This is a genomic window from Stenotrophomonas sp. GW821-FHT02D01 (assembly GCF_059421765.1).
On sequence record NZ_JBWKVP010000004.1, the window covers coordinates 303,455 to 316,561 of the forward strand.

The 13,107-nt window shown below is 67.7% G+C and carries 9 protein-coding genes; 5 read left to right on the plus strand and 4 right to left on the minus strand.

Features of this window, described 5'->3' with window-relative positions; all coding sequences use genetic code 11:
- Positions 1-56: 56 nt before the first annotated feature.
- Positions 57-2,177, plus strand: coding sequence for a methyl-accepting chemotaxis protein (locus AC07UW_RS11085; protein ID WP_495212060.1), 2,121 nt, complete (start codon positions 57-59; stop codon positions 2,175-2,177).
- Positions 2,178-2,280: 103 nt separating this feature from the next.
- Here AC07UW_RS11085 and AC07UW_RS11090 read toward each other — a convergent pair whose 3' ends face one another.
- Positions 2,281-3,183 carry a LysR substrate-binding domain-containing protein gene (locus AC07UW_RS11090; RefSeq protein WP_495212061.1) on the minus strand — a complete coding sequence of 301 codons (903 nt, stop codon included), beginning with the start codon at positions 3,181-3,183 and terminating at the stop codon, positions 2,281-2,283.
- Positions 3,184-3,288: 105 nt separating this feature from the next.
- On the opposite strand from AC07UW_RS11090, the gene AC07UW_RS11095 reads away from it, so the two are divergent.
- Together AC07UW_RS11095 and dkgB are read left to right on the plus strand one after the other, a co-directional pair.
- Positions 3,289-4,503: an MFS transporter gene (locus AC07UW_RS11095; RefSeq protein WP_059065570.1), complete on the plus strand. Its 1,215-nt coding sequence runs from the start codon at positions 3,289-3,291 to the stop codon at positions 4,501-4,503.
- An 85-nt stretch (positions 4,504-4,588) separates the two neighbouring features.
- Complete coding sequence (gene dkgB, locus AC07UW_RS11100) at positions 4,589-5,398, plus strand: 2,5-didehydrogluconate reductase DkgB (protein WP_495212062.1); 810 nt, start codon at positions 4,589-4,591, stop codon at positions 5,396-5,398.
- A 117-nt stretch (positions 5,399-5,515) separates the two neighbouring features.
- On the opposite strand, the gene AC07UW_RS11105 is transcribed toward dkgB, so the two are convergent.
- The gene (locus tag AC07UW_RS11105; protein ID WP_495212063.1) at positions 5,516-6,223 is read right to left on the minus strand and encodes an alpha/beta fold hydrolase; all 708 of its coding nucleotides are present in this window, start codon (positions 6,221-6,223) and stop codon (positions 5,516-5,518) included.
- A 45-nt stretch (positions 6,224-6,268) separates the two neighbouring features.
- Here AC07UW_RS11105 and AC07UW_RS11110 point away from each other — a divergent pair, with 45 nt between their 5' ends.
- On the plus strand, positions 6,269-6,649 hold the full coding sequence (locus AC07UW_RS11110; protein ID WP_495212064.1) for a YbjQ family protein: 381 nt from the start codon (positions 6,269-6,271) through the stop codon (positions 6,647-6,649).
- Positions 6,650-6,691: 42 nt separating this feature from the next.
- On the opposite strand, the gene AC07UW_RS11115 is transcribed toward AC07UW_RS11110, so the two are convergent.
- Both AC07UW_RS11115 and mgtE read right to left on the minus strand, forming a co-directional pair.
- Positions 6,692-9,418 (minus strand): bifunctional acetate--CoA ligase family protein/GNAT family N-acetyltransferase, encoded by a 2,727-nt coding sequence (locus AC07UW_RS11115; RefSeq protein ID WP_099844117.1) that lies wholly within the window; start codon positions 9,416-9,418, stop codon positions 6,692-6,694.
- Between the two features lie 134 nt (positions 9,419-9,552).
- Positions 9,553-10,923: a magnesium transporter gene (gene mgtE, locus AC07UW_RS11120; protein ID WP_093819494.1), complete on the minus strand. Its 1,371-nt coding sequence runs from the start codon at positions 10,921-10,923 to the stop codon at positions 9,553-9,555.
- 344 nt (positions 10,924-11,267) lie between these two features.
- On the opposite strand from mgtE, the gene AC07UW_RS11125 reads away from it, so the two are divergent.
- A complete protein-coding gene (locus AC07UW_RS11125) occupies positions 11,268-13,055 on the plus strand; it encodes a monovalent cation:proton antiporter-2 (CPA2) family protein (protein WP_032976814.1) in 1,788 nt (595 codons plus the stop codon).
- The last annotated feature ends 52 nt before the right edge of the window (positions 13,056-13,107 follow it).

A 13,107-nucleotide genomic window follows, 5' to 3' on the forward strand; every position in this document is an offset into this window, starting at 1 on the left:
TCAGAGCGCTAAAGGACGGTCGATACCGCATCGCACCCCTTCCGAGATCTCGTCCCATGAAAGCCTCTTCCCATGCGCCGCGGCTGCAGTCGAAGCTGCTCGGTGCCGTTTCTGTTGGTCTGGCTGTTGTCCTGGTATGCGCCCTGGCGGGCCTGGCGTCGGCCTGGTTGAAGCTGTCCACCGAAGTCCCCCCGGAGGTTGCCCACAGCCGCGACGCCGAGCGCCTGCAACGCGAATTCCGCGGACAGGTACAGGAGTGGAAGAACGTGCTGCTGCGCGGCCACGATGACGCGCTGCGCCAGCATCACCTGCAGGCCTTCGACAACGAAGGCCGCGTCGTTGCCGAACTGGCCACGGGCCTGGCCGCCAGCCCCGATGCGCGCACGCGCGAACTGGCGCAGGCGTTTTCCGGTCTGCACGCACAGTTGCAGCAGGACTACCACGCCGCACTGCAGTCCTTCGCTGACGCCAGCTACGACCCGGCGGTTGGCGATTCCCTTGTGCGTGGCAAGGACCGTCCGGTGGCGGCCGCGCTGGATGCGCTGGGTACGCAGGCCACCCAGGTGGCCGAAGCCGCGGTGACCGCGCGTTCGCACCAGGCACGGCAGACGCTGCTGCTGTGCGCCGCGCTGACCATCGGCGCCGCCGTGCTGCTGCTGATCGCCCTTGGCTGGTGGCTGCGGCGCGCCGTGGTGCAGCCGGTGCTGGCGGTGGAAGCAGCCGCGCGTGCGGTTGCCGCCGGTGACCTCGACCACGTGGTGCAGGTGCGCAGCCGCGACGAGATCGGTCGCCTGGCACAGGCGATGCAGGCCGTGCAGAGCACCCTGCGTGGCGTGCTTGATGCGCAGACCGCGATGGCAAGGGCACACGACGCCGGCACGATCAGCCACCGCATGGACAGCAGCGCCTTCCCCGGCGCCTACGGCACGATGGTGGCCGACACCAACACCCTGGTCGATGCGCACATCCAGGTGAAGATGCGCGCGATCACGATCATGGGCCGCTATGCAGTGGGCGATCTCAGCCTGGACATGGAGCGCCTGCCCGGCGAGAAGGCCGTGATCACCCAGGCGCTGGATGCGGTGAAATCCAACCTGGGCGCGATCAACGGCGAGATCCGCCGCCTGGCCGAAGCTGCGGCAGCGGGCGACTTCAGCCAGCGCGGCGACAGTGCGCGCTTCGAGCATGATTTCCGCGCGATGGTCGATGGCCTGAATCGCTTGATGCAGACCACCGAACAGAACCTGGGGGAGGTCTCTGCCATGCTGCGTGCCATTGCCGATGGTCGCCTGGGTGCGCGTATGGACGGCGACTTCCAGGGCGTGTTCGCCCGCATTGCGGGGGATGCCAACGCCACCGCCGCACAGCTGGCGACGATCGTCAGCGACATCAAGCACGCCTCCGGCAGCATCCACACCGCCGCTGCCGAGATTGCCGCCGGCAACAACGACCTGTCGCGCCGCACCGAACAGCAGGCGGCGAACCTGGAAGAAACCGCCGCGTCGATGGAGGAACTGACCTCCACCGTGCGCCAGAACGCCGAGCATGCGCGGCAGGCCAACCAGCTGGCGATCGGTGCGCACAGCGTGGCCTCGCACGGCGGTGAGGTGGTCGGCCAGGTCGTGGCGACGATGGATGCGATCGAAGGCTCGTCGCGGCAGATCGCCGACATCATCAGCGTCATCGACGGCATCGCGTTCCAGACCAACATCCTGGCGCTGAATGCCGCGGTGGAAGCGGCGCGTGCCGGCGAGCAGGGCCGTGGATTCGCAGTGGTCGCCAGTGAAGTGCGTACGCTGGCACAGCGGTCGGCGGCAGCGGCCAAGGAAATCAAATCGCTGATCGAGGCGTCGGTGGAACAGGTTGGCCACGGTGCGCAGCGCGTGCGCCAGGCCGGCGACACCATGGCCGAGATCGTCGCGTCGGTGCAGCGCGTGACCGACATCATGGCCGAGATCTCCGCTGCGTCGCAGGAGCAGTCGGCCGGCATCGAGCAGGTCAGCCAGACCATCATCCAGATGGATGGCACCACCCAGCAGAATGCCGCGCTGGTGGAAGAAGCCAGCGCCGCGGCACGCAGCCTGGAACAGCAGGCGGATCGCCTGATCGAAGCGGTGGATGTGTTTGATCTGTCCACCACGGCGACAGCAACGGGTGCCTTGGCGCGCGCGGCGTGACGGAACCGCCGGGCAGTGTGGGGGTTGCCGGCCAGCGGCCGGCACTACCCATGCGTGCGATTCCCGGTAGTGCCGGCCGCTGGCCGGCAACCCGGACACTCCATCAGCGCAGGTAATCCGATGCGGCCATCGCCTCGCCCAGGTAATCCAGGAACGAGCTGATCCGTGCCGATACGGCCGTGTTGCGGTAGTACACCGCATGGATCGGCTGGTACACATCCAGCGTCTGCGCGGCCAGCACCGGCACCAGGGTGCCGGCCGCGCGGTCGCGTTCGGTCACGAAGTCGGACAGGCAGGTGATGCCCACGCCCTCCACCGCCAGCGTGCGCAGGGTCTCGCCGCTGGACACCGCGATGTCCGGCCGCACCAGCAGCTGCCCCTCGGCATCGCCCGGCAGCGGCCAACGGTTCAATGACTCCGGCTCGTTGAACCCCAACAGCGTGTGCTGACCCAATGCCACCACGCTGGCCGGCTCGCCACGCGTGGCCAGATAGGCCGGGCTGGCCAGCACCTGCAGCCGGCAGCGCCCCAGCGGCCGCGCATGCAGGGTGGAATCGGCCAGCGGGCCGATACGGATCGCCAGATCGGTGCGCCGTTCCAGCAGGTCGATGTAGCGCTCGGAACTGTTCAACTCCAGCTGCACGTCCGGATAGCGCGCGCGGTAGCCAGCGACCAGCGGCGCGATCACGTGCAGCACGAACGGCATCGCTGCATCCACCCGCAGCCGGCCTGCCGGACGCTCGCGCCGCGCCGCCATCTGTTCCTCGGCCGATTCCACCGCATCGATGATCGCCCGCGCATGGCGCAGGTAGGCCTCGCCCTCGGCGGTCAGGTGCAGGCGGCGGGTGGTGCGGGTCAGCAGGGTCGTGCCCAGCTTGTCCTCAAGCCGACCCAGCGCACGGCTCACGCCCGAAGGTGTCTGCCCCAGCTGCTCGGCAGCCCCGCTGATCGAACCGCTGTCGATCACCGCGAGGAAGGCCTGCATTTCGTCGAGGGTGGTTTTCATGGCGCCATTATTGACCACGCGGCAAGAGTGATTGGCGTGAAGACCGGTTTTTCGGCAAAGGTCGGCCGCGCACACTGCGCGCCTTCCTTCCCTCTGGACACTGTCATGATCCGTGGCATTCCGCTCGCCCTGCTGGCGCTGACCCTCGGTGCCTTTGCCATCGGCACCACCGAATTCGTCATCGTCGGCCTGATCCCGACCATCGCCGCCGACCTGCAGGTCAGCCTGCCCTCGGCCGGCCTGCTGGTCTCCCTGTATGCCCTGGGCGTGGCCGTCGGCGCGCCGGTGTTGACCGCGCTCACCGGCCGCGTGCCGCGCAAGACCCTGCTGGTGGCGCTGATGGTGCTGTTCACCCTCGGCAACGTCATCGCATGGATGGCACCGGGCTACACCTCGCTGATCGTCGCCCGCATCCTCACCGGCCTGGCCCACGGCGTGTTCTTCTCCATCGGCTCGATCATCGCCACCGCCGTGGTGCCGAAAGAGAAAGCCGCCAGCGCGATCGCCATCATGTTCACCGGCCTGACCGTGGCGCTGGTGACCGGCGTGCCGCTGGGCACCTTCATCGGCCAGCACCTGGGCTGGCGCGCGACCTTCCTGGCCGTGGCCGGCCTGGGCGTGATCGCGCTGCTGGGCAGCCTGCTGTTCGTACCGCGCGGCCTGGCGCAGAGCGCGCCGGCCACCTTCCGCCAGCAGCTGGGCGTGCTGGCGCAGCCGCGCCTGCTGATGGTGTATGCCATCACCGCGCTTGGCTACGGCGGCACCTTCCTGTCCTTCACCTACCTGGCGCCGATCCTGCAGGACGTCACCGGCTTCTCGGCCAACGCGGTCAGCCTGGTGCTGCTGGTGTATGGCGTGTCGGTGGCGATCGGCAACCTGTGGGGCGGCCGCATGGCCGACCGCATGGGCCCGATTCCCGCGCTGAAGCGCATCTTCGCGCTGCTGGCCATCGTGCTGCTGGTCATGACCTTCACCGCCCACAACACCTGGCTGATGCTGCTGACCGTGCTGGCACTGGGCGCGGTGGCGTTCGGCAACGTGCCCGGCCTGCAGGTGTATGTGGTCAAGCAGGCACAGCGCTACGCCCCGCAGGCGACCGATGTGGCCTCGGGCCTGAACATCGCCGCCTTCAACATCGGCATCGCGCTGGGTGCGTCGCTGGGCGGCCTGGTGGTCGAGCACATCGGCCTGATGCATACGCCGTGGCTGGGTGCGCTGGTGGTGGTCGGTGCGTTCGCACTGACGGCACTCAGCGGCCGCCTGGACCGTCGCGACGGTATCGACGATCGCGCCGAAGGCATCGCGGTGAGCGCGCACTGATGCGTGCAATGCACCGTTGCCGGCATGCACACGGCCCCTGCCCTACCCTTTCCCATCATCTCCTTCCCCCGCTTTGGAGTTCTCCATGACTGTCCCCGCTTTCGGCCTCGGCACCTTCCGCCTGAAAGACCAGACCGTGATCGACTCGGTGCGCAACGCGCTGGACGTCGGCTACCGCGCCATCGACACCGCGCAGATCTACGGCAACGAAGCCGAGGTTGGCCAGGCCATCGCCGAGTCCGGCGTACCGCGTGACGAGATCTACCTGACCACCAAGGTGTGGATCACCGAGTTCAAGCGCGATGCGCTGCTGGCCAGCCTGCGCACCAGCCTGGAAAAGCTGCGCACCGACCATGTCGACCTGGCGTTGATCCACTGGCCGTCACCGAACGACAAGGTCGACACGCCGATGGAGGAATACCTGCCTGCCCTGGCCGACGCCAAGGCACAGGGGCTGGCCCGGGAGATCGGTATCTCCAACTTCACCATCGCCCAGACCCGCAAGGCGATCGAGATCCTCGGCGCCGATGCCATCGCCACCAACCAGATCGAGATCCACCCCTACCTGCAGAACCGCCTGCTGGTGAAGTTCCTGCAGGACAACGGGATCCGCGTCACTGCCTACATGAGCCTGGCCTACGGCGAGGTGATCAAGGACCCGGTGATCCAGGCCATCGCCGGCCGTCATCAGGCCAGCCCGGCACAGATCGCGCTGGCATGGGCGCTGCAGCAGGACTACGCGGTCATTCCGTCGTCGACCAAGCGCGAGAACCTGGCCAGCAACCTGGAAGCCGCCGCGATCCGCCTGACCGAAGACGACATGGCGCAGATCGCCAAGCTGGACCGTGGCCACCGCCTGGCCAATCCGGAAGGCATCGCACCGGCCTGGGATTGATCCCACCCCGGGGACGGACGCCTGCTGTGGTAGACGCCGACCTTGGTCGGCGCTGACCTCTGGTCGACCGATGAAACAACGTGCCGACCAAGGTCGGCACCTGCCAGAGCCGTGGGTTCACCCCTCGTTCTGCAACAACCATCCGCGCATTGCCGCACTCACCTCGTCCGGCTTCTCCATCGGTGCCAGGTGCCCGCAATCGGGCACCACCACCAGCTGCGAATGCGGCACCAGCGCGTGCATCTCCTCGCTCACCGCCAACGGCGTGATGCGGTCGTTCGCCCCACAGACAATCAGCAGCGGATCGCGGTAGCCGGCCAGCACATCGTGGCCATCACTGCGCTCCAGCGCGCTCTGGCGCAGGAACACCTCCGCACCCAGCCGTGCGGTCATGTCACGCACGCGCTGCACCAGCACGTAGTCGTCCAGCCGCGAGGCGTCGATATAGCTGCGCATCAGCGCGTCACCAAAGCCGTGGAATTTACCGGGCAGGCGCACGCTGGCGCGCTGGCTGCGGCGCTGTTCGGCACGTTCCGGGGAGTCGGCATGGATCGAGGTGTCGATCAGGGCCAGCTGCAGCACACGCTCCGGCGCGGTGCGCAGGATCTGCTGGGCGACAAAGCCGCCCAGTGAGAAACCGGCCAGCGCAAACCGCTCCGGCGCCTGCGCCAGTACCTCCTCGGCAACGGCCTGCAGGGTCTCGCCGTGGGTCTGGTCGCCCACGGTGCAGTCGGCGATATCGGCCAGGTCGGCCAGCTGCGCGCGCCAGAGTTCGGCGTCGTTGAGCAGACCCGGGAGGAGGAGCAGGGGAATGCGGTCGGTCATGCGGGTATTGTGGCGTCTTCAAACCCACAACACGACCAGACACCCATGGCCGACCCCTACAACAGCGGTGCCCCGACCACGTCCGCAGCGCGCTTCGAGGATTCGATGGTGACCACCGCCTTCGAGCTGCCCGGCTACCGCATCGCGCGCAACCTGGGCGTGGTACGCGGCATCACCGTGCGCTCGCACTCGATCGTGGGCAACTTCCTTGGCGGCATCCAGACGATCTTCGGCGGCAACATCACCATCTACACCGAGTTGTGCGAGCAGGCGCGCGAGGAAACCTATCGCGACATGGTCAAGCATGCGCGGCAGCTGGGGGCCAACGCGGTGATCGGCATGCGCTACGACGCCACCGATGTGATGACCGGCCTGACCGAAGTGCTGTGCTATGGCACGGCGGTGGTGGTCGAGCCGCTGCGTTGAATCCGATGTTCCGCCGGGCATGGCCCGGCGCTACCGTCACGGTCACGCCACCGGCGGGACGTCGGGCACTTCCACCTGCTGCACCGGCAACGTCACCATCATCACCGTCGGGTCGTCCGGGTCCAGCCGGGTCTTGAAGCCCAGGCTCTGGCACATCGCCAGCATGGTGCTGTTCTCGCGCAGCACCTGGCCTTCCACCACATCCAGGCCCAGCCACTTGGCGTACTCGATCATGATCGCCATCAGGCGCCAGCCGATGCCGTGGCCCTTCAGATCCGAACGGATCAGGATGCCGTACTCGCCACGGTGGTAATCCGCATCGGCATGCAGTCGCACCGCGCCGAGCATCTCGCCGCTGCGCGGTTCGAGCGCCACCAATGCGATCGAGCGCGCGTAGTCCAGCTGGGTCAGGCGGGCGATGAACTCGTGGCTGAAATGCTTCACCGACTGGAAGAAGCGCAGCCGCAGATCCTCATCACTGACGCGCGCGAAGAACGCGCGGAACAGCGCGTCATCTTCCGGCCGCACCGGGCGCACGAACGCGCGACCGCCGTCGGACAGCTCGATGGTGCGCTCCCACTCCTTCGGATACGGGAACACGGCGAAGCGTGGATGGCCACGGCCCTTGTGCAGGATGCGCGACGGCGCAACGGCAACGCGCGCGTCCAGCGCGAGGATGCCTTTGCTGTCCACCAGCAGTGGATTGATGTCCAGCGTGCGCACTTCGGGAATGTCCGCCGCCAGCTGCGCCAGTTTTACCAGCGCCAGTGCCAGTGCACGCTCATCGGCGGCGGGCACATCGCCATAGGCCTTGAGGATACGCGAGGCCCGCGTCTGGCCGATCAGCTCGTGGGCCAGGCGCAGGTCAAGCGGCGGCAGCGCCAGCGCCTTGTCGTTGATCACTTCCACCGCCGTGCCACCGCGCCCGACCACGATCACCGGTCCAAACGTGGCGTCGTCGGCGATGCCGACGATGATCTCGCGCGCCTTCGGGCGGACGATGGTCGGTTGCACCAGCAGGCCGTCGATGCGCGCGTCCGGCCGCAGCTGGCGTGCACGGGCAAGGATCGCCTTGGCCGCACTCTGCACCGCCGGCAGCGTCGCCAGATTCAGGCGCACGCCATCCACTTCGGATTTGTGCGGAATATCGGGCGACAGGATCTTCAGCGCGACCGTCGCACCACGCTCCAGCAAGGGTTGCGCCAGGTCCATCGCCTCGTGCGCATCGCGCGCATGCATCACCGGTGCAGAGGGGATGCCGTAGGCCTTCAGCAGTTCATGGGTGGCCAACGGGTCCAGCCAGCCCTGGCCATTGGCCAGCGCGGCTTCGACCAGCGCGCGCGCACGCGCGGTATCCACGCTGAAATCCTGCGGCAGGCTCGGCGGCGTTTCCATCAACGCACTCTGTGCCTCCCGGTAACGCACCAGATGCTGGAAGCCGCGCACGGCCTCCGCTTCGGTGGGATAGGTCGGCACGCGTGCGGCATTGAGGGTGGCGGTGGCCTGGTCGTCGTTGCCCAGCCACACCGCGAATACCGGCTTGTCGCGGTGATGGCGCGGGCGCAGGCCGAGCGTGCGGGTCAGCGCCTGCGCCGCATCGGCCGACGAGGTGAACGCGGTAGGCACGTTGACCACCAGCACCGCATCGTTCTCGCTGTCGGCCAGCAACGCTTCGATGGCAGTGGCATAGCGATCACCATCGGCGTCGACCACGATGTCGACCGGGTTGCTGCGCGTCCAGCCCTGCGGCAGTACCGCATCCAGCTTCTGCACGGTGCTGTCGGACAGTTGCGCCAGCGTGCCCTGCAGGGCGATCAGCTGGTCCACCGCCAGGTGGCCGACGCCACCGCCGTTGCTGAGGATGGCCAAGCGACGACCGGGGAAGGTGCCAAGCCGGCCCAGCGACTCGGCTGCGGTGAACAGTTCGTCCAGCGCGCTCACCCGCAGCAGGCCGGCACGGTTGAATGCCGCGCCGTACACATCATCGGCGCGCGCCAGTGCCTGCACGTGGGTATCGGCGCTGCCCGGCTGTACCCGTTCGGCGCGCCCGGACTTCACCACCACCACGGGTTTGGCACGCGCAGCGGCGCGTGCGGCCGACATGAATTTGCGGGCGTCCTTGATCTGCTCGACATAGAGCAGGATGGCGCGGGTACGGTAGTCGGTGGCGAAGTAATCCAGCAGATCGCCGAAGTCCACGTCCATGGTGTCGCCCAGCGAAACCACGGCGGAGAACCCCACCGAGCGCGCCACGCCCCATTCCACCAGGGCGGCGGCAATCGCCGAGGATTCGGAGATCAGCGCGAGGTCGCCGGCCTGCGGGAAATGCGCGGCGATGCTGGCATTGAGCCGTGCATGTGGCGCGATCACGCCCAGGCAGTGCGGGCCAAGGATGCGCAGGCCATGCGCGCGCGCGGCGGCCTCCACCTGTGCCCACGGCGAGCCCGGGCCTTCTCCCAGATGCGCGGTGAGGATGATCGCGGCCTGCACGCCACGTTCGGCAGCGGTACGTACCACCTGCGGCACGATGGCGGCCGGCGCGGTGATCACCACCAGTTCCGGCACCCAGTCCAGGTCCTTCAGCCGCTTCACCGTGCGGATGCCATCGATCTCCGCATGGCGCGGGTTGATCCATGCCACTTTGCCGGGGAAGCCGGTGCCGCGCAGGTTGCGCATCACTGCGCGGCCCGCCGAGCGCTCACGCGGGCTGCCGCCGATCACCGCGACCGACTGCGGACGGAACACGGACTGCAGGTGGTAGGTACTCATGTGCCTACGTTACACGGACCGGCGCTGCGGCGGCATGATCGGCGCAGGATCCTGGCATCGCATCCACGCATGGCGTGGATCTACCACGGCCGCCAGGACCAGTAGATCCACGCCATGCGTGGATGACGCCGCCGTTACAGCAGCGTCCCGTGCAGGATCATCGCGGCGATGCTGAAGTAGATGACCAGGCCGGTCACATCCACCAGGGTGGCCACGAACGGGGCCGAGGCGCTGGCCGGATCGAAGCCCAGCCGCTTGAGGATGAAGGGCAGCATCGACCCGGACAGCGAACCGAACGTGACGATGCCCACCAGCGCGGCACCGATGGTGATCGCCAGCAGGATCCAGTGCTCGCCGTAGTCATGGAAGCCACCGAGCTGCCAGATCACGATGCGTACGATGGCCAGGCAACCGAGGATGGCGCCGAGCACCATGCCGGTGGGCACTTCGCGCAGTGCCACCTTCCACCAATCGCGCAGGCGCAGTTCGCGCAGCGCCAGGCTGCGGATCAGCAGCGAGGTCGCCTGCGAACCGGAGTTGCCGCCCGAGCTCATGATCAAGGGAATGAACAGGGTCAGCACCACCGCGCGCGCCAGTTCGTCCTCGTAGTGCTGCATCGCGCTGGCAGTCAGCATCTCGCCCACGAACAGCACGCTCAGCCAGCCAGCGCGCTTGCGCAGCATCTCGAAGAAACCGATCTGCATGTACGGCTTGTCCAGCGCTTCCATGCCGCCGAACTTGTGCGCGTCTTCGGTGGACTCTTCGATCAGCGCATCGAGGATGTCATCGACGGTGACGATGCCGAGCATGTGCTGCTGCGCGTCCACCACCGGGATGGCCAGCAGATCGTGGCGGCGGATCAGCCGCGCCACGTCTTCCTGGTCCATCTGCGCATCCACCATCACCGGCGGATTGACCTGGGCCACGTCCAGGATCGATTCCTCCGGCAGGCCGGTGATCAGCCGGCGCATGGTCACCACCTGCTGCAGCTGCTGGTTGGCCGGGTCGAGCACGTAGATCGCATACACGGTCTCGCGCGTGCGTTCGACCTGGCGGATGTGCTGCAGGGTCTGGGCCACGGTCCAGGTGGCGGGCACGGCGACGAACTCGGTGGTCATCAGCGCGCCGGCGGTGTTCGGCGGGTAGCTCAGCAGCTTCTGGATGGTCTGCCGGGCTTCGTTGCCCAGCAGCGGAATCAGCCGCGCACGTTCTTCTTCATCCAGCTCGTGGACGATGTCGGTGGCACGGTCGTCGGCCATCAACCCCAGCAGCGCGGCGGCGCGTGCCGGCGGCAGTGCGGCAACCAGTTCGCCACTGCGGTGCAGCTCCGGCGCCTCGAGCATCTTCACTGCACGTGGCAACGACAGCGCGGCCAGCGTCTCGGCGGCGCGCTCCAGTTCGAGCGTGTTGAGGAATTCCACCGCGTCGGCGGTGTTGTAGTTCGCCAGCGGTGCCGACAATGCTGCGGCATCGGCCACCGGACGCAGCAATTGCTTCTGGTTCATGGTGATTCGCCTTCATGGGGTGCGACCTCGCGCAACGCCAACGCAGGCAAACCGTCCCGGTGTCAGGCGGTGGCCATCGCTGGCGTCGACCGAGGTCGACTTCTACTGTCGCTGGACATGGGTTGGGGACTCCGGAGGGGTGTACTGACGGACACGCCGGCAGCGGCGGGCAGTCTGGACCTGCGGTCGGTGCAGGTCAACCCGCCACGCTGACCGGACAATGGGCCCGCTGCCGTTCTCGTGCGTACACAGCGGCGCGCGCATAATGACCAGGTGGCATCCGCCGCGCTTCCCCTCCCCGCCGAACGGACGCACAGCCGGCCTTCCGATGACCAGGTATTCCCATGCATAGCGGTGGTCTGGAACTGGCACTGGTGCTGCTGCTGGCCGCGGTGATCGCGGTGCCGGTGTTCAAGAAGTTCGGCTTCGGCGCGGTGCTGGGCTACCTGGCGGCCGGCGTGGTGCTGGGGCCGGACGGTCTGGGCTTCGTACAGGACGCCGACCGCATCCTCGGCGCGGCCGAGATCGGCGTGGTCATGCTGCTGTTCGTGATCGGGCTGGAGCTGTCCCCGGCCCGGCTGAAGGTGATGCGGCGATCGGTGTTCGGTGCGGGCGCGGCGCAGGTGGCGTTGTCCGGGCTGGTGCTGGGCGGCCTGCTGCTGCTCGATCACTTCCAGTGGAAGAGCGCGCTGGTGGTGGGCGTGGCGCTGGCGCTGTCGTCGACTGCTGTCGGCCTGCAGCTGCTGTCCGAACACAAGGCGATCAACAGCGACCATGGCCGGCTGGGGTTTGCCATCCTGCTGTTCCAGGACCTGATCGCCATTCCGCTGCTGGCCGCGATTCCGCTGCTGGGCGGGGTCAAGAACGAGACGTTGCGCTGGGAAGATGCGGCCGTCGCGCTGGGCGCGCTGGCGGTGGTGATCCTGTGCGGGCGGCCGGTGCTACGCCGGGTGTTCGGCATCATCGCCCGCACCCGCAGCCCGGAAGTATTCACCGCCACCGCGCTGCTGGTGGTGCTGGGCACCGCCTGGTTCATGCAGGAAGCCGGCCTGAGCCCCAGCCTGGGGGCGTTCCTGGCCGGCGTGCTGCTGTCCGATTCGGAATTCCGGCACGAGCTGGAATCGCAGATCGAGCCGTTCAAGGGCCTGCTGCTGGGCCTGTTCTTCATTGCCGTGGGCATGGGCATCGACCTGGACCGCATCGCCGCCGAACCGTGGATGATCGCTGCGGGCGTGGCTATCCTGCTGGTGGTGAAGTTCAGCCTGCTGTACGCCATCGGCCGCATCGCCAGACTCAGCTCGCGGCAGTCGTTGCTGCTGGGCAGCGTGTTGTGGCTGGGCGGCGAATTCGCCTTCGTGGTGTTCAACGAAGCCCAGCGTGCGCATCTGCTGGGCAATGCCAACCATGACCGGCTGGTGGCGATCGTCGGCCTGTCGATGGCGATCACCCCGTTGCTGATGATCGCCCTGATGCGCCTGCTTGGCGAGGAGAAGGTCGCGCCCCGCCAGGCGGCGGAGGCCGACAAGGTGGCGCCGGACAATCGCCCGAAGGTGCTGATTGCCGGCATGGGCCGCTTCGGCCAGGTGATCGCGCGCCTGCTCACCGCGCAGAAGGTGCCGTTCGTGGCACTGGAGGCGAACCCGGACACGGTGGCCGACCTGCGCCGCTTCGGCAACCAGCTGTACTACGGCGATCCGACCCGGCCGGAGATGCTGCGCGCCGCCGGTGGCGAGCACATCGACGTGTTCGTGATCACCGTGGACGACCCGGAAACCAACCTGCGTGCGGTGCGCATGGTGCGCCGCCTGTACCCGGACGCGACGGTGCTGGCGCGTGCGCGCAACCGCCAGCATGCCTGGCGGTTGATGGACATGTCGGCCGAACCGTTCCGCGAAGTGTTCGGTACCAGCCTGGAAATGAGCGGGCGCGTGCTGACCGCGCTGGGCGTGGCACCGAACGTGGCCGAGCGCCATGTGCAGCAGTTCCGCGAACACGACGAGAAGCTGCTGCGCGACCAGTACCTGGTCTACGACGACGAGGCCGCCGTGATCCAGACCTCGCGCGATGCCCGCAACGACCTGATGCACCTGTTCGAAGCGGACGCGGAAAGCGACGGCGACAAGGAGCGCTGACAGCGGGCCGGTGTGCCGACCAACGGTCGGCACCCACCCAATGGAAGGACCT